The sequence below is a fragment of the Microcoleus sp. FACHB-1515 genome (genome assembly GCF_014696105.1).
Classification (GTDB): Bacteria; Cyanobacteriota; Cyanobacteriia; order Elainellales; family Elainellaceae; genus JAAUTJ01.
Window position 1 is genome coordinate 1 of the sequence record NZ_JACJPO010000054.1, and the last position, 16,590, is coordinate 16,590.

Consider the following 16,590-nt stretch of genomic DNA (forward strand, 5'->3'; position numbering starts at 1 on the left):
AAGACACTCTCGTTCTCAAAGAAGCTTGCTAACCATATTGGAGCAATTTGGTACTTCATCCACCACTACAATGCGAGTTTACAACCCTGAATCATTACTTCTACATCTCTACCCAAATTTTTTTGTATGAGCGTGGGCTAGTGGAAACGCGAGGCGACCAGGTTCGATCGGCTCGCTATCAGGACTTAAAAATTTTTCAGAAGGGCGTCCGGGTTACTGCCTATGGAGTTGTTCCGCTTGCAACTGCGGTTGATTACACCTTGCATTTTCCAGACGGAACCCGATCGAGCCTTGACTGGAGCTACGGTCGTCGTTCAATTGGCGAAGTTCTCCAAGATCTCATTTATCAACAGCAACTTGTTAATGCGATCGCCACGATTGAACACGGAAATGATGTCACCTTTGGGCAGGTTCATCTTAATGCTAGGGGTTTAAGCGATGGACGCAAAATGCTGACCTGGGCAGAAATCGATCGCGTTCAGCTATTAGACGGAACGTTTTACGTTTTTCCACCCCGCAGCGATCGCTTCGCTATTCATGTTGACTATGGTAATGTACCAAACGCTCCTGTATTCATGGCGCTTCTCAAGCAGTTTGGTAAATTTTGAGTTCTGGTTGTTTCTTCAAACTCACTTGATCTACTCAGCCACACATGATCTTCGATCTCATTCTCGCGCCGATCGCCGCTCCCATCAACGGCCTTTCCTGGATTGGCGAAAAAATTCTAGAAAGCGCCTCGGCTGAACTGGACGAAAAGGAAAACTTGAGTAAGCAACTGCTCGCGCTGCAACTGGCGTTTGATTTGGGTGAAATTCCCGAAGACGAATTTGAGGCGCAGGAAGAAGCTTTGCTGCTGGCAATGGCGGAACTGGCCGATCGCGAGAAAAGCTAAGACTTTCAGAAAGCGCAAATGGGGATCGATTCCTGCGGACAGCGCTTCGCGATCGCAATGCAGTAAAATTACTGTTTGTGGAATTTGTGGAAACTCACAGCCGCGCCGATCCTCACCGTGCCAACTCATGCATAAGGTTCTTGTTTCCGATCCGATCGATCAAGTCGGCATCGATATTTTGTCTCAAGTTGCTCAGGTCGATGTTCAGACCAGCTTGTCCAACGAAGATCTGATTCGCATCATTCCCGACTACGATGCGCTGATGATTCGCTCTGGAACCCGCGTCACCCAAGACATCATCGAAGCGGGCAAACAGCTTAAAATTATTGGTCGCGCCGGAGTGGGCGTGGATAACGTCGATGTGCCTGCCGCCACGCGCAAGGGAATTGTCGTCGTTAATTCGCCTGAGGGCAATACGATCGCTGCCGCCGAACATGCGGTCGCCATGATGCTGTCGATGTCGCGCTACATTCCAGAGGCCAACGCTTCCGTCAAAAGCGGCAAGTGGGATCGCAAAAGTTTTACCGGAGTCGAAGTTTACAAAAAAACGTTGGGCGTGGTCGGACTCGGCAAAATTGGGTCACACGTCGCCACGATCGCCCGCGCAATGGGAATGCGTCTTTTGGCCTTCGATCCGTTCCTCTCACTCGAACGCGCCGAACAGCTTGGCTGTCAACTCGTCGATCTTGACATTCTGTTTCAAGAATCGGACTACATCACGCTACACATCCCGAAAACGCCAGAAACGCAGCACTTGATTAACGCCGAAGCGATCGCCAAAATGAAGCCGACCGCTCGGATCATCAACTGCGCCAGAGGCGGCATCATTGACGAAAACGCTCTAGCCGAAGCGCTGAAAGCGGGCAAAATTGCCGGAGCCGCGATCGATGTCTACGAAACTGAGCCGCTGGGTGAATCGGACTTGCGATCGATCGGCAAAGAAATCGTTCTGACGCCGCACTTGGGAGCTTCGACGGAAGAGGCGCAGGTGAACGTGGCGATCGACGTGGCCGAACAAATTCGCGATGTCTTGCTCGGACTTCCGGCGCGATCGGCGGTCAACATTCCCGGATTGCGCCCGGAACTCTTGGAAAAACTGCGCCCCTACTTGCAGCTTGCCGAAACGCTGGGCAACTTGGTCAGTCAGCTTGCAGGCGGACGGATCGAATCGTTTAACGTGCGGCTTCAGGGCGATCTGGCGATGAAGGAAAGCCAGCCGATCGTGATTGCCGCGCTCAAAGGTTTGCTCTCTCACGCTTTGCAGGAGCGGGTGAACTATGTGAACGCCTCGATCGAAGCCAAGGAGCGCGGCATCCGCGTCACGGAAACTCGCGATGCTCAGGTGAGAGACTACACCGGATCGCTGCATCTCTCAGCCAAAGGCTCGCTCGGTGAACATTCGGTCACAGGCTCGATCTTGGGCGACAACGAAATCCGCATCACCAACATTGACGACTTCCCGATCAACGTGCCGCCCAACCGCCACATGCTGTTTACGCTGCACCGCGATATGCCTGGAATCATCGGCAAAATCGGCTCGCTCTTGGGCAGCTTCAACGTCAACATCGCCAGTATGCAGGTCGGTCGCAAGATTGTGCGGGGTGATGCCGTCATGGTGCTGAGCATCGACGATCCGCTACCGGATGGCATTCTGGAGGAAATCTTGAAAGTCTCCGGCATTCGCGATGCCTACACGGTGACGCTTTCAACTTGAGGCGTTGGGGCGAGCGCTCCTCACCTGTGATTGCACTTTTCCTAAAATGGAAAGTGTGGAAGTGGTTCGATCGCGATGCGAATTTTGCTAGTAGATGACGAAGCCGAACTGACCGATCCGCTCAGTCGCGTTTTGGTGCGGCAGGGCTACGAAGTCGATGTGGTGCATGATGGCGGCGAGGGCAGCAAACTGGCGTCACAAGGCGACTACGATTTGCTGATTCTCGACTGGATGCTGCCGATGCAGACGGGACTGGAGATTTGTCAGCAGTTGCGATCGCAAGGCGACACCACGCCCGTTTTGTTTCTGACGGCAAAAGATACCGTTGACGATCGCGTCCTTGGACTGGATGCGGGCGCAGATGACTATCTCGTCAAGCCGTTTGAACTGCGCGAACTGCTGGCACGAGTGCGGGCGTTGCTCAGGCGTCCACCTTTGGCTGCGCTGGAAGTTGATCGCCTCCGCGTTGAAGATTTGGAACTCGATTTGCAAAATCAACGAGCCTATCGGCAGGAGCGATCGATCGAACTGTCAGAAAAAGAAAGCCAGTTGCTCGCCTACTTCATGCGCCATCCAAACCAACTCCTGACGCACGACCAGATTCAGCAGCACATCTGGGGAGCGGAACCACCAAGCAGTAATGCGCTTGCGGCTCAGGTGCGTCTGCTGCGGCGAAAAATTGAAGCGGATGGCGAATCTGCTTTGATTCAAACCATTTACGGCAAGGGCTATCGGTTTGGAAGTGGCGAGAATTAGTGACGTGTCGTTGCGCCGAGATAGAGTTCACCGACTTTGGGATCGTTGAGCAGATCGCTTCCGCGTCCTTCAAATCGATCGCGTCCCGACTCCAAAACATAACCGCGATCGGCCATCTCCAGCGCTTTGCGGGCATTTTGTTCGACCAGAACGATCGCCGTTCCCGTTTGATTAATGCGACGGATTTGCTCAAAAACGCTGTTGACCAAAATCGGAGACAGGGCGGCAGAAGGTTCATCTAACAAAAGCAGCGTGGGTTGCAGCATCAGGGCGCGTCCCATTGCAAGCTGTTGGCGTTCACCGCCGGATAGAGTTCCGGCTCGCTGGCGGCGACGCTGAGCAAGCAGGGGAAAGGTGTCGAAAATTTGCTGCTTGAGCGGCTGGAGCGGCGTCTTGCGGATGAACGCGCCCATTTCCAGATTTTCCTCGATCGTCAGCGAGGGAAACACATTGGCAATCTGTGGCACATAGCACATGCCGCGCTCGACAATTTGATTCGACTTGAGACCGACAATGTTTTCGCCGTTGAAGTGAATTTTGCCGCGATGGGGGGTGAGCAGGCCAAAAATCGTTTTTGCCAGCGTGGATTTTCCGGCTCCGTTCGGACCGATCACGGCCACCAGTTCGCCTGAGGCAATCCGAAAATTGATGCCTTGCAGAATGTCGAGATCCTGCACATATCCGGCGTAAACATCCTCAACGGACAGCAGCGAATTCGTCATGGCTACTGCGGCGTTTCCTGCAACTCTGGGCGTTCTTCGGGCACGATCGCTCCCTCCACCGGACACACTTCCAAACAGATGCCGCAGTCGATGCAGGTGTCGAAGTCGATCCAGTACCAGTCTGTTCCCTTTTGATTTTTTCCGGGTCCTTCGTGGATGCAGGCGACGGGGCAGTTGTCGGCACAGGTGGCAACGCCTTCGCAAACGTTGGTCACGATCGTATGCGGCATAATTCTTCTTTCAGCGGATCGAGCAGTGTTCTCTTTCAGCCTAGCAGGTTACTTTACTTCACAAAGACGAGTTAAGTTCTGCTGCCATAAAAAAATCAGAGCCTTGGCTCTGACTTTGGCAAGACAATTGGAACCAGAAGATTTAGAGGGCTTGACGAGAGATTTGCATCTCGATCGCAGCCTGGGTGCGATGCAGCAATTGTTCGCGGCTGTCGGCAGTGTGGGTCAGGGTGGGAACGAGTTTGCGAGCTTGCAAGGCCATGTGGAGTTGGAGTTCGGCCACGTACTCGCTAAAGTTTTCGCGCAGGGGTAGGGATTGTTCAGACTGGGAAATCAAAGTGTTCATCCTCTCTAGCACTATCGACTGATGCAATCTGACATAGACCGTATCATAGAGGGGTCGATCGATTTTTTCAACTGTAATGAAGCGTTACTTATTCTTCCCAAAAGGTTGAGTAATTTTAACTTCAGTTACAACTGCTTCAAGTCGATCGCCCAATTTCATCCTAGCTGCATTTCGATCGACGTATCCCGTTGGGCAGATAACCTCGCGAATTTTGCTCCACTTGCTCTGTAACCTGCTGCATCCTCTCTTGAGTTCTAAACAGTTCTTAACTCTTTCACCGCCCCACACTTACCGTGCTGCCTACCAAGAAGCAGGCACGGGTTCGCCGATCGTGCTTCTGCACGGCTTCATGGGCGACAGCAGCAATTGGCGGTTTCTCGTTCCCCTGCTGCAAAGTCGCCATCGCTGTATCAGCCTTGATCTATTGGGTTTTGGCGATTCGTCAAAGCCACAAATTCGCTACGACATTGCTCAGCAAGTGGAATTTTTAGATCAGGTGATTGCGGCTTTGGGGTTGGAGAACTGCGCGATCGCAGGCCATTCTCTTGGCGGCTGGGTGGCTTCAGCTTATGCGCTGGCACATCCCGATCGCGTCCGCGCTCTTGTCCTCGTTGCGCCCGCAGGCATTCGCGATGACAGCTTCTGCGGCAAATACGATCATCTGCGTCCTCTGCTGTGGCAAACGCCGATCGTCGATTGGGCACTCAGTCTCGCTGATCCGATCGCGCCACTGCTCGGACAAGAAAAAAATCTGAATCAACTGCGCTGGTTTCGACGCGAACTCAACGCCCAACCTGCGGCTCGATCGTTTCTGGTCGATCGCCTGCGTCCCGAAGATGCGATCGATACGGTCGAAAAAGAAATTCACCGTTTGCGCGTTCCCACTTTGGTCATCGCCGGAGAGCTTGACGAAACGATTCCGATGTGGCACTGCCAAACCTACGCCCGCGAAATTCTCCACGCTCAGCTTGAGATCATCCCGCACGCCGATCACGCTTTGCCGCAGAAAAATAGCGAGTCGATCGCCACTTTGGTTGAACCATTCCTCGCTCAACTAGAAGCGGCGATCGACCAGTGATAAGCTGATCCCCATTCGACCTCCACCATCCCAATGCACTCCTCGATCGCTTCTCTCCAGCACGGTCTGATCGTCTCCTGCCAAGCTCCCGCCGACTCGCCTTTGCATTCGCCCGTTGTGATTGCGGCGATGGCAAAAACGGCAGTCAATCAAGGGGCGATCGCGGTTCGCATCGATTCGCCTGATCATGTGGCAGCGGTGCGGCAGCAGGTAGACGTGCCGATCATCGGCTTGTGGAAGCAGCAGTTTCCCGACTCGTCGGTTTACATTACGCCGCAGTTTCATCACGCCCAAGCAATTGCAGCAGCGGGAGCCGACATTATTGCGATCGATGCGACAAATCGAACTCGACCCGGAGGCGAAACGCTTGCCGAATTAATCGCGCAAATTCACAGTTTGAATAAGCCTGTGATGGCCGATGTCGATACTTTGGAGGCGGCGATCGCGGCGGCGGAAGCGAAAGCCGATTGCGTTGGCACGACACTTTACGGCTACACCGAAGCAACGCAGAACTGTCAACCGCCAGGATTCGATCTGCTGAAACAGATGGTTGAAAACCTTCAAGTTCCGGCGATTTGTGAAGGGGGAATTGCGTCGCCCGCAATGGCAAAAGAGGCGATCGATTTGGGTGCCTATGCAGTTGTCGTGGGCACAGCAATTACCGGGATTGATGCATTAGTCAAAACCTACCGATTGGCTTTAACAAATTGAAAGCTCGACCTCAGTTTGGGGAACTCTAAACAAAAGTCGCGAGACAAAGTAGTTTTGCTGCGATATTGCGGTTCGATTTTAGAAAACTCCGTTAACATCTCGTTGGTATGTCTTCGATCAAGATTCTTGCTGTGTCGGATGATCCGGCTGTCGCTGCCTTTTGCGATCGCCTCCGTTCACCCTCAATTCATCTTACCTGTGTTGCCTCTGCTGCTTTTCCGATCGCCGCTGATCTTTACCTGGTGGATGAACAGCTTGCTTGGCAAACTTTTCATCCCGCGATCGTTCTGGCTCGCTCTGAAAATTCTGCTGACGCGATTGCTGCGCTGCAAGCAGGCGCGATCGACTATCTCGCTCTTGACCATCTCACAGCAGACAGCTTTGCGATCGCGCTGCATAAAGCGGCTGTCCGCTGGCAGCAACGACAGCAAGACGAACGCAACGCGCTGGCGATCGCCGGAGCCAATGACGGCCTGTGGGACTGGAACATTGCAAGCGGACAGGTTCATTTTTCGCCGCGCTGGAGGGAAATGCTGGGGTATGGCGAAGAAATTGGCGATGCGATCGATGAATGGCTCGATCGCATCCATCCCGACGATCTCGATTGGGTGAAGGTGAAGCTAGTTGCTCATGTGAATGGACTGACTGCCCACTTTGACAACGAACATCGCCTGCGCCACCAAGACGGCAGCTACCGCTGGATGCTGACACGCGGATTGGCCGTGCGCGATGCCAACGGGCAAACCACTCGCATGGTTGGCTCGCTCACCGACATCACCACGCGCAAACACACCGAAGCGCAACTCTTACACGACGCGCTGCACGATGTCTTAACCGGACTGCCGAATCGCACCTTGCTGCTCGATCGCCTCCGGCACGCCATCCAAATTGCTAAGCGCAACTCAGACTATCTGTTTGCTGTTTTGTTTCTCGACCTCGATCGCTTCAAAGTGATTAACGACAGCTTGGGTCACATGATCGGCGATCAGCTTTTAATTGCGATCGCACATCGGCTCTCGATCTGTTTACGTCCCGGTGATACGGTTGCTCGCTTGGGCGGCGATGAATTTGTTGTGCTGCTCGAAGATGTGCCGCATGTGCAGGACGTGACAACGATCGCCGAACGCATTCAGCAGGCACTCAGCCAGCCGTTTAACATCGACGGCAACGAAGTGTTTACAACGGCCAGCATCGGCATTGCCCTCAGTCCGACAGGCTATGACGCACCGGAAGATCTGTTGCGCGATGCCGACATCGCCATGTATCGTGCTAAGGAGCAAGGCCGCGCCCGTCATGAAATTTTCAATCCTGGCATGTACACTCGTGCGGTTGCGCTGTTGCAGATCGAAACGGATTTGCGTAGGGCGATCGATCGGCAAGAGCTAGCGCTTTATTATCAGCCGATCGTTTCACTGCGAACGCTGCAAATCACCGGATTTGAAACGCTGCTGCGCTGGCATCATCCCTATAAAGGATTGGTGTCGCCCACTGACTTTATTCCGATCGCTGAAGAAACCGGATTGATCGTGCCGATCGGGTTGTGGGTATTGCGGCAAGCCTGTCAGCAAATGCGCCAGTGGCAGGCGGAATTTCCCGATCGATCGCCGCTGACGATCAGCGTCAACCTCTCAGGCAAGCAGTTTACGCCGCAGATGGTGCAGCAAATTCGCACAATTCTAGAAGAAACTCAGCTTCAGCCGCGCTTTTTGCGCCTGGAAATCACCGAAAGCGTGCTGATGGACAATACCGAAGCTGCCGCTTCAATGCTGAGTGAACTGCGGAATCTTGGCATTCAGTTGTCGATGGATGATTTTGGCACAGGCTATTCTTCGCTGAGCTATTTGCATCGCTTTCCGATCGACACGATCAAAATCGATCGATCGTTCATTCACCAGATCGATCGCGACGGCGAACAGCTCGCGATCGTCCGCACAATCATCACGCTTGCTTGGAATTTGGGCATGGACGTGATTGCTGAAGGACTTGAAACAACAAAGCAGTTGGCGCAGTTGCGATCGCTCCAGTGCGATTTGGGGCAGGGCTATTTGTTTTCACCACCGCTCAATGCCGCAGATGCCGTTCACCTGTTGTCGGGATCGCAACCCTGGCCGAGTTTGATCAGCGCCAGTGCCTAGCGCGATATCGTGGAGAGGAAAAATCGAAAAATTGGCTCATGAGCAGTTTGGATCAAGCCGCCTCGATCGAACTCGCGGCGCAAATTGACGCAGGCGATCGCAGCTTTGACAATGCCTACCGTGCAGTTTTGGCGGTCGAAGGTGCAGTTTATGTGCAGGGATTTTTGGTCACGCCGACTTCCATCGAGCCGATCGAGCATGGCTGGATCGAAGCGGGCGATCGCATTCTTGATCCAACGCTGGCGCGTTTGCCCAGTCCAACGCTGCTGCAATATTTTCCGGCTCAGCGACTCAGCCGCAAGCAGCTCAAAGCGGCGATCGAAGAAGCCCAAGAAGACTATCCCGAAGATGAACCGCTCCCGGTTTATGGCGCAGCTCCCTATGCGTACTACGGTGACGTAATGCTGGGCGGACAAGACTATCTTGATGCCTATGAAGCCGCAAAAGCTCAGTGCAACGCTGCTGACTTGAATTAGGCTGCTGAACGACACGATCGACTGGCGATGCGCGGTCGCGCCGGACTGAAAGTTCCCAAGGTGGGCGACGGTGATTTTGTTGCGTGTCATTTAGCCGAGTCAATGAACAGCAGCGGTAATTTTTTGCTAAACAGAAAGGTGAATCGATCGCGGCTTGCCGGACTGTCGATTTGTTGCCGAACTATTTTCAAGATTTATGGTAGGGAAATTTTTTCAAAAGCCAGCACCAGAGCAAAGCGATCGCGTTCCTCCGGGGCAGCATCTCGCCAAAGGCTTTCCAGTTTTAACGTATGGGGAAACGCCGATCGTTTCCAAAGCAGAATGGCAGTTTCGCGTTTGGGGTCTTGCCAAGCCCGCAACGTTCACCTGGGACGATTTCATGAACATGCCCCAGAGCAACTTCACCGCAGATTTTCACTGCGTCACCACTTGGTCAAAGCTGGATGTGCAGTGGACAGGCGTGAAAGTGCTGGACTTCATGAAGCACATTGAAGTCGATCCCAAAGCCGTTCACATCATGGAACACTGCTACGGCGGCTATACGACGAACATTGCAATCGATGACTTCCTGCGCGAAGAAAATTTCTTTGCTCACACGCTGTCTGGCGAACCGCTGCCTGCCGATCACGGTGGTCCGATGCGCCTCGTCGTCCCGCACCTGTACGCTTGGAAAAGCGCCAAGTGGATCAACGGTCTGGAATTTCTCGATCATCAAGAACTCGGCTTCTGGGAACGCAACGGCTATCACCATCGCGGCGAACCGTTTGCTGAAGAGCGCTACAGCAGTCGATTTTTCTGAGGCTGAAGGCGGAGGGATGAAGGCAGTGCTTTTTCATCCCTTCCGATGAATGCGATACGATCGCACATAATGTAACGAGCAACACGCTATGGAGTCAGAAACGCTGCCCACTGAGGTGATCTTGAGTCATCCGCGCAAAACGATCGGCAATGTGCGGCTCGACTGGAACCCGCAGCCAGGGGCATTTCTCGACCTGGAAGGCAAAACCTACGCCGTTTTAGAACGCCGTCACCGCTATCAGTTTCGCGCCGGAAAATATCGCCTCCACAAAATCGCGCTCTATGTCCAAAAAGCGCAGCGACCAGCGGAACGCACGCAAATTGATGGTCGCTGGATCATTGGCGATGCATCTTGCCGCTTTAATGCCCTGTCGGAACTGATGCGCTGTGCCGTGAATCCAACTGGCCCCTGTGAGTCTTGCCGTTTCTATGAGCAGCACGCCGAATCGTTTGATGCGGTGACAGATTAGCCGCAAATTATTTTTGCCCAGTCGATCGCCTGCTCGATCGAGTCTGCCGTCTCAACCGCTCCCAACTGTTGAAAAAATTCGATACTGCGATCGGTTGCCCCTAGCAGCAAGACAGGCTTTTTTTCCTTCAGCGCGATCGCAACTTCGCTGGCCGTACCCGCTCCCATGCCGCAGGCGATCACCGCGTCGCTCGACAGAACGTTGATGGCGTTGCGGGCGTTGCCCATTCCGGTGCAAATTGCGATCGCTACTGCTGCCGAAGCGTTCGCCGCTGTGCGATCGGGCAAAATTCCGATCGTCAAGCCGCCCGCTTGCTGTGCGCCGCGACAAGCCGCATCCATCACGCCGACATTGCGGCCTCCGGTCAACAGCACCCAGCCTTGAGCCGCGATCGCCCTGCCCAACTCAAACGCCAACTGTCGATCGATCGCGCTTGCACTTTCTCCGGCTCCCATCACGCCAACAATTATTTTTCGCATGGGTTAAAAACCTGAGTCGCGATCGCGCTTGTCAAAATTTGATCACATTGGGAACTGCAAACGGCGAAAACTCCCTCTTGAGAAATTTGCATCTTTGAATGGAGATTGACTAGGTTTAATATCAAACTAGCTCCTCCTCGAAAGTGAATGGCTTCTACTCAGCGAAATCCAGCGGGTGTACTGCCGCTGGTGTCGGTGGTCATTCCCCTATACAACGCCGCCGCAGACCTGGATGGCCTGCTGCATTGTCTTGCACTTCAGGACTATCCGATCGATCGCGTGGAATATCTGCTGGTGGACAATGCCAGCCGCGATCGCACTGCCGCTCTGCTGCAAGCCGCCGCGCAACAATCGCATCTCCGTTTGCTCAGTCAGCCGCAGATTCAAAGCTCCTATGCGGCTCGCAACGTCGGTATTCAAGCGGCCAGCGGCGAAATCATTGCGTTTACGGATGCGGACTGTCGCCCCAAGTCGAACTGGCTCTCTCGCCTGGTTGCGCCGTTTGTCGATCGCACGGTCGGACTGGTGGCCGGAGAAGTTACCGCTCTTCCCGGTCGCACAATTTTGGAGCAGTTTGCCGATCGCCAAGCTTTCCTCTCACAGCGGCACACCTTGGCGCATTCGCACCCTTATGGTCAAACGGCGAATCTGGCCGTGCGGCGATCGATTTTTGAGCAAATTGGCTTGTTTCGTCCTTATCTGACGACCGGAGGCGACGCGGATTTTTGCTGGCGCGTGCAGCAGCAGACCGACTGGCGATTGACGTTTGCGCCCGATGCGATCGTGCAGCATCGGCATCGATCGCGTCTTCCTGAACTGCGGCAGCAGTGGCAGCGCTACGGCCAATCGAACCGCTATTTGCACGAACTACACGGCGTTGCACTCGCACCCGAACTGAACGCGCTAGATTATCTCTACCGCTGTAGTCGCTGGCTGGTGAAGGAAATGCCGATCGCGCTGGTGCAGCAGCAATGGACAACGCTGCTCGACACGCCGCTGCACTTGGTTTGCGTTCAAGCACGGCTGCATGGTCAGCAGCGATCGCAACTGCCGCCCAAAGCAGATTGGATTGAGCCGTTTGCCAAGCCGCTGCTGACCTGCGGCACTCGTCGCAGCAAACCGCCTGACTAGCGAATGGCCTGATAGCTCTTGGCTACAGGCGGGAACGTTAAATTCCACAAGTTCCTCTGGTTCGCTTTGGTTGCCCCGCTATTGTTGCCCTCCGTGAAGCTCCAGTGAAGTTCTCCTTGTTCTCCTCACACCGACTGCTGCCCCGATTCGATCGCCCCCAAACCTGGCTGTCTGCTTTGGCCTTGGCGATCGGCCTTGCTGCTCCTGCCCACGCTGCCGAACGGCTCACTATCCGCTTGGGACCAGTGCAGCAAACCGTTGAAGTATCCGATCTAGCACGATTTGCTCAGACGGGCGAAGTTCCAGACTCGCTAAATCTGTTTGCGCCCTTGCTGAACGCAGACACACAGCAAGCACTCACCAGTCGGCTGCTGGTTGAACCCGAAGTGGCCGAAAAGCTGATGGATGACTTGATGCAGACTTCAGCCGGAGAGCGAATTTTAGGCACGATCAATCTGGCCTTGCCCGACAGCAGCCCGCAGACGATCAAAACCGCGATCGCCAACGCCACCCAGCAGCGCGAAGGCTTAAGCGTGATTGGCTTTTTGCGCGGCTATCCCGACCAAACGCTGACGATCGATGCGCGATCGGCGATCGTCCTGGCGTCCCAGATGAACCTTCCCTATTGGCACAGTCAGGCACTCGGTTCGCTGCTGCAAAGCGAACTGACGGTTCCCGATGCCAGCTTCAACGCGCAGTTTGACCCGACGCAACTGGGGCCAGAGTGGGTACGTCAGCAAACTTTGACCTTTCACGATTACGATCGCAACCGCTCCATTCCGGTTGATCTCTACTGGAGTCGGCACACGCGCGGTCCCTTGATCGTCATTTCACACGGCTTTGGTGCCGATCGCCGCTTCTTGAGCTATCTAGGCTATCATCTCGCCTCCTATGGCTTCAGCGTGGCAGCGATCGAGCATCCGGGCAGCAATGTCACCTGGCTGACGCAGATTGCGACGCAAACGAGCTACGGAACGCCCAGCGAAATTTTGCCCGCCAACGAATTTATCGATCGCCCCAAAGATGTCAGCTTTTTGCTCGACCAGCTTCGCCGACTCAACGAATATTCCCTGACCTTTCGCGGCAAGTTCAACACGCAGCAGACCACCGTGATCGGCCACTCGCTCGGCGGCTACACGGCGTTGGCTTTAGCGGGCGGACAGCTTGATTTGGCGCAACTGCGGCAGTTTTGCGATGTGCGACAGCTTGTTGGGCTTGCGCCTGCGGACTGGCTTCAGTGTGCCGCTGTTGATCTGCCGACTGACCAGCCTGTGAATCTGCGCGATCCGCGTGTCGTTCAAGCGATCGCGCTCAATCCGGTGATTGGACATCTCTTTTCTGCCGCCAGTTTGAGCAAAATTACCGTTCCCGTCATGATGCTCAGCAGTACGGATGACGCCATTACGCCCGCTGTGAGCCAGCAGCTTTTGCCGTTTGCACAACTGCGAATGAAAAATAAGTATTTGCTGGCGGCGATCGGTGGGACGCACCTGAGCGCAGGCGATCCGGCGAATCTCAATCAAGCCCTGACGCAAAGCTTGTTTGTGCGCGAACGGCGCGGCGAAGATACCGAAGTGCTGCGGCAAATGCTGCGCGGCACGACTTTGGCCTTCGTCGAGCAGATGACGCCCCAAGCACGACGCTATGCGCCGTTTCTTTCGTCGGCCTATGTCCAGTCGTTTTCCAGTCCCAGCCTTCAGTTACGCCTCAGTTCGAGTTTGCCTGCCAGCTTGTCAAACTGGCTGAGTGCCGCTGTGCCGATCGAACAGTTTGTTTCAACCGCGCTGCTTCAGCAAGGCCGCCACCGCAACGCCGCCGAGTGCAACACTTCGGTTTCCTGCGTGTTCAGCCGTTTGCCTTTGGTAATGTTTATTTTGCCAGGAGGATTGCCGCTGGTCGCCGGAAAGTTTCGGCTCGATCGCTGGCAGCAGCGTCGCGATCGCAGAACACGTCGCCTGTAGTTTTTACCACCGTGATTGTACAGAAAGCGCACAGCTAATCTGAACAAAAACCTTAGGGCGATCGCGGTTTTAACGAAAGCTTAAATCTGTTATGTTGCGTGCCTTTTCTAACGGTGACTAGTTTAGGATGGAGGCAGTTGTGCATTTTGAGAAGCGACCCAAGATCATTCGTTTTGCGCTGATCGAGAACGCATGGTCTGTTAAGTTTGAACGATAGCGGGTGGTGCCGCTAAACGATCGGGGTGTAGTGCCGTTTCAGTACAGTTCATCGCTGGACTTTAAGCGTTTTCAACCGTTCATGAACTTCTCCGTCTCCGATCGATCGCTGATGAATTCAAGCGATTTGCAGGCATTTATTGAGCAGTCGAGCGATGCGTTTGTTGCGTATGATGCACGGCTGCGCTGCATTTCGCTGAATGCGGCTGGAGCAGAATTTCTTGGCCTCTCGCTTGATGGGGCGATCGACCGACCGATTGCTGAATTTTCCGATCGCACGATTCTCACAACGGTTGAGCAGGTCTTTGCCACGCAAATGAGCGTCACCGTGACGCATTCGCGCAGCGATCGCAGCTATGAGACGGTCTACACGCCCGTGCGCGACGCTGCCGGAAGCGTTGTCAAAGTTTGTAGCTGGGGTCGCCCGATCGATCGCGCCGTTCCTGTGACCGCTGACGATCGCCGCCTTGCCACTTTCACCGCTGTGCTGCAACAGGTGATCGATCATTTGCCCTGGCTGATTTTTTGGAAAGACCGCAACCTGGTTTATCAAGGCTGCAATCAAGCTTGGGCAGAAGTGGCGGGCTTGAGCAGTCCAGCAGATGCGATCGGCAAAGTGGATGCTGACCTGCCCTGGACAGCCGCCGAAACCGAATGGTATCTCGAAATCGATCGCCGCGTGATGGAAACGGGCGTGGCCGAACTGCATATCGAGCAGACGCAGCACCAAGCCAACGGTCAGCGCAACTGGCGCGACTGCAACAAAATTCCGCTACGCAACGCTCAGGGCGAAATTATTGGCGTGCTGGGCACGATCGAAGACATCACGCAGCGCAAAGAAGCCGAACTGCGATTGCAAGAGCGCGAAACGCAATTTCGCACGCTGGCTCAGCGCGAAAAGCTGATCAACTACCTTGCCAGCCAGATTCGCAACTCGCTCGATCTCGAAACGATCTTGCAAACCACCGTCGATGCCCTCCGCAGCTTGCTTCAGGTCGATCGCTGCAACTTCGTGTGGTACTGCGCCGACACCGATCCGCCCAGCTACGATTTGGTGCATGAATCGCACGCCGCCGACTTGCCCAGCGTCATTCGCCGCTATCCGATCGACAATCCTGACAATCCGTTTCTTCAGGCGATGCTGAACTTTCGCACAGTGGCGATCGACAATCTCGCGACCGATGCGCTGCTCGATGCCCAAACCCGCGATCGCCTGATTGCCTCTGGCTACATTTCCCATCTCAGTTGCCCGGTTCAAACGCACTCTGGTCGCATTGGCATTCTCACCTGCGCCCACACCCGCGAACAGCGATCGTGGCAAACCGAAGAAGTTGAACTGCTCGAAGCCACCGCGATTCAACTGGCGATCGCGCTCGACCAAGCCACGCTCTATCACCAAAGCCACACCGCTGCCTTGCAAGCCCAAGCGCAAGCCCGTCAGCTTGCCCACGCGCTCAAAGAACTTCAGCGGACGCAAATGCAGCTGATCCAAACCGAAAAAATGTCAAGTTTGGGTCAGTTGGTGGCCGGAGTTGCTCATGAAATTAACAACCCCGTCACCTTCATCACGGGCAATTTGCTACACACGCACAACTACGCGCACGATTTGCTGGGCGTGCTGCATCTTTATCAGCAGCACTATCCCACTCCCGTTGAAGAAATTCAGCAGGCATCCGAAGCGATCGACCTGGATTTCTTGATGGAAGATTTTCCCCGCCTGCTGGACTCCATGAAGGTTGGAGCCGAACGCATCCGCCAAATTGTCGCCAGCCTGCGGAACTTCTCGCGCTTCGACGAAGCGACCAAAAAGCCGATTGATCTGCACGAAGGACTCGACAACACGCTGATGATTTTGCAGCATCGCCTCAAAGCGAAACCGGACTGTCCTGCGATCGCGGTGATCAAAGATTACGGCGATCTGCCGCTTGTGGAATGCTGGGGCGGCCAGATCAATCAGGTGTTCATGAACATTTTGTCGAACGCGATCGACGCGCTGGAAGACCGAGTCGCGCAAGAAACACAAGCCCGATTTGCCAAAGGCGAAAGCTTGAGCCGCTGGGATCAAAGCCCCTCGCCGCTGATTCGGATTGCCACCGACGTTTTGCCCACGTTCGATCGCGTCGTCATTCGCATCAGCGACAACGGCACGGGCATTCCGCCGCACGCCATTCGCCGCCTGTTCGATCCGTTTTTCACCACCAAACCCGTCGGCACCGGAACTGGACTCGGCCTTTCCATCAGCTATCAAATCGTGGTGGATCGACATGGCGGCTTGTTGAAATGTCGATCGACTCCGCAGCAAGGCGCAGAATTTTGGATTGAACTGCCTGTGCATCAGCGGTAGAAGTCAGGAGTCGGCCAAAGCGAGTGAGTCTGCTTGACAAACGATGACGATCGCCAGATTCACACCTCCAGATGTCAATCCCTCGATCGCCACAACTGCCGCTCCTGCCTTTACCAATTCCCAAAATGTCG

17 protein-coding genes and 1 pseudogene are annotated in these 16,590 nt (G+C 54.6%); 14 read left to right on the forward strand and 4 right to left on the reverse strand.

Annotated elements, in window-relative coordinates; genetic code table 11:
• From H6F67_RS18060 to rppA, 5 genes and pseudogenes are all read left to right on the forward strand, one after another.
• A pseudogene (locus H6F67_RS18060) lies at window positions 1-90 on the forward strand (IS1 family transposase); the annotation flags it as partial.
• A gap of 14 nt (window positions 91-104) precedes the next feature.
• Complete coding sequence (locus tag H6F67_RS18065; protein ID WP_313926861.1) at window positions 105-608, forward strand: DUF6585 family protein; 504 nt, start codon at window positions 105-107, stop codon at window positions 606-608.
• Window positions 609-652: 44 nt separating this feature from the next.
• Window positions 653-892, forward strand: a complete 240-nt coding sequence (locus tag H6F67_RS18070) for a gas vesicle protein GvpG (RefSeq protein ID WP_190768024.1) — start codon at window positions 653-655, stop codon at window positions 890-892.
• 127 nt (window positions 893-1,019) lie between these two features.
• Window positions 1,020-2,606 (forward strand): phosphoglycerate dehydrogenase, encoded by a 1,587-nt coding sequence (gene serA / locus H6F67_RS18075; RefSeq protein WP_190768025.1) that lies wholly within the window; start codon window positions 1,020-1,022, stop codon window positions 2,604-2,606.
• A 75-nt stretch (window positions 2,607-2,681) separates the two neighbouring features.
• Window positions 2,682-3,362 (forward strand): two-component system response regulator RppA, encoded by a 681-nt coding sequence (rppA, locus tag H6F67_RS18080; protein WP_190768026.1) that lies wholly within the window; start codon window positions 2,682-2,684, stop codon window positions 3,360-3,362.
• Here the strand turns inward: rppA and H6F67_RS18085 are convergent.
• The 3 genes from H6F67_RS18085 to H6F67_RS18095 all read right to left on the reverse strand — a co-directional run bounded on the left by H6F67_RS18085 (window position 3,359) and on the right by H6F67_RS18095 (window position 4,660).
• Complete coding sequence (locus tag H6F67_RS18085) at window positions 3,359-4,084, reverse strand: ABC transporter ATP-binding protein (RefSeq protein ID WP_190768027.1); 726 nt, start codon at window positions 4,082-4,084, stop codon at window positions 3,359-3,361. The genes rppA and H6F67_RS18085 overlap by 4 nt on opposite strands.
• 2 nt (window positions 4,085-4,086) lie before the next feature.
• Window positions 4,087-4,314 (reverse strand): ferredoxin family protein, encoded by a 228-nt coding sequence (locus tag H6F67_RS18090; RefSeq protein ID WP_190768028.1) that lies wholly within the window; start codon window positions 4,312-4,314, stop codon window positions 4,087-4,089.
• A 142-nt stretch (window positions 4,315-4,456) separates the two neighbouring features.
• On the reverse strand, window positions 4,457-4,660 hold the full coding sequence (locus tag H6F67_RS18095) for a hypothetical protein (RefSeq protein WP_190768029.1): 204 nt from the start codon (window positions 4,658-4,660) through the stop codon (window positions 4,457-4,459).
• Window positions 4,661-4,907: 247 nt separating this feature from the next.
• On the opposite strand from H6F67_RS18095, the gene H6F67_RS18100 reads away from it, so the two are divergent.
• From H6F67_RS18100 to H6F67_RS18125, 6 genes are all read left to right on the forward strand, one after another.
• On the forward strand, window positions 4,908-5,738 hold the full coding sequence (locus H6F67_RS18100; protein WP_242020703.1) for an alpha/beta fold hydrolase: 831 nt from the start codon (window positions 4,908-4,910) through the stop codon (window positions 5,736-5,738).
• Window positions 5,739-5,771: 33 nt separating this feature from the next.
• Window positions 5,772-6,449, forward strand: coding sequence for an N-acetylmannosamine-6-phosphate 2-epimerase (locus tag H6F67_RS18105; RefSeq protein ID WP_190768030.1), 678 nt, complete (start codon window positions 5,772-5,774; stop codon window positions 6,447-6,449).
• 107 nt (window positions 6,450-6,556) lie between these two features.
• Window positions 6,557-8,584 (forward strand): bifunctional diguanylate cyclase/phosphodiesterase, encoded by a 2,028-nt coding sequence (locus H6F67_RS18110; protein WP_190768031.1) that lies wholly within the window; start codon window positions 6,557-6,559, stop codon window positions 8,582-8,584.
• Between the two features lie 38 nt (window positions 8,585-8,622).
• Window positions 8,623-9,060 (forward strand): hypothetical protein, encoded by a 438-nt coding sequence (locus H6F67_RS18115; RefSeq protein ID WP_190768032.1) that lies wholly within the window; start codon window positions 8,623-8,625, stop codon window positions 9,058-9,060.
• Window positions 9,061-9,256: 196 nt separating this feature from the next.
• Window positions 9,257-9,859, forward strand: coding sequence for a sulfite oxidase-like oxidoreductase (locus H6F67_RS18120; RefSeq protein ID WP_190768033.1), 603 nt, complete (start codon window positions 9,257-9,259; stop codon window positions 9,857-9,859).
• 88 nt (window positions 9,860-9,947) lie between these two features.
• On the forward strand, window positions 9,948-10,328 hold the full coding sequence (locus H6F67_RS18125) for a DUF6464 family protein (protein ID WP_190768034.1): 381 nt from the start codon (window positions 9,948-9,950) through the stop codon (window positions 10,326-10,328).
• Here the strand turns inward: H6F67_RS18125 and H6F67_RS18130 are convergent.
• Window positions 10,325-10,807, reverse strand: coding sequence for a TIGR00725 family protein (locus tag H6F67_RS18130; RefSeq protein WP_190768035.1), 483 nt, complete (start codon window positions 10,805-10,807; stop codon window positions 10,325-10,327). The genes H6F67_RS18125 and H6F67_RS18130 overlap by 4 nt on opposite strands.
• A 147-nt stretch (window positions 10,808-10,954) precedes the next feature.
• Here H6F67_RS18130 and H6F67_RS18135 point away from each other — a divergent pair, with 147 nt between their 5' ends.
• The 3 genes from H6F67_RS18135 to H6F67_RS18145 all read left to right on the forward strand — a co-directional run bounded on the left by H6F67_RS18135 (window position 10,955) and on the right by H6F67_RS18145 (window position 16,459).
• Window positions 10,955-11,938 (forward strand): glycosyltransferase family 2 protein, encoded by a 984-nt coding sequence (locus tag H6F67_RS18135; protein WP_190768036.1) that lies wholly within the window; start codon window positions 10,955-10,957, stop codon window positions 11,936-11,938.
• A gap of 104 nt (window positions 11,939-12,042) precedes the next feature.
• The gene (locus H6F67_RS18140) at window positions 12,043-13,899 is read left to right on the forward strand and encodes an alpha/beta hydrolase (RefSeq protein ID WP_199304502.1); all 1,857 of its coding nucleotides are present in this window, start codon (window positions 12,043-12,045) and stop codon (window positions 13,897-13,899) included.
• Between the two features lie 298 nt (window positions 13,900-14,197).
• A complete protein-coding gene (locus H6F67_RS18145) occupies window positions 14,198-16,459 on the forward strand; it encodes a PAS domain-containing protein (protein ID WP_190768037.1) in 2,262 nt (753 codons plus the stop codon).
• Window positions 16,460-16,590 lie beyond the last annotated feature (131 nt).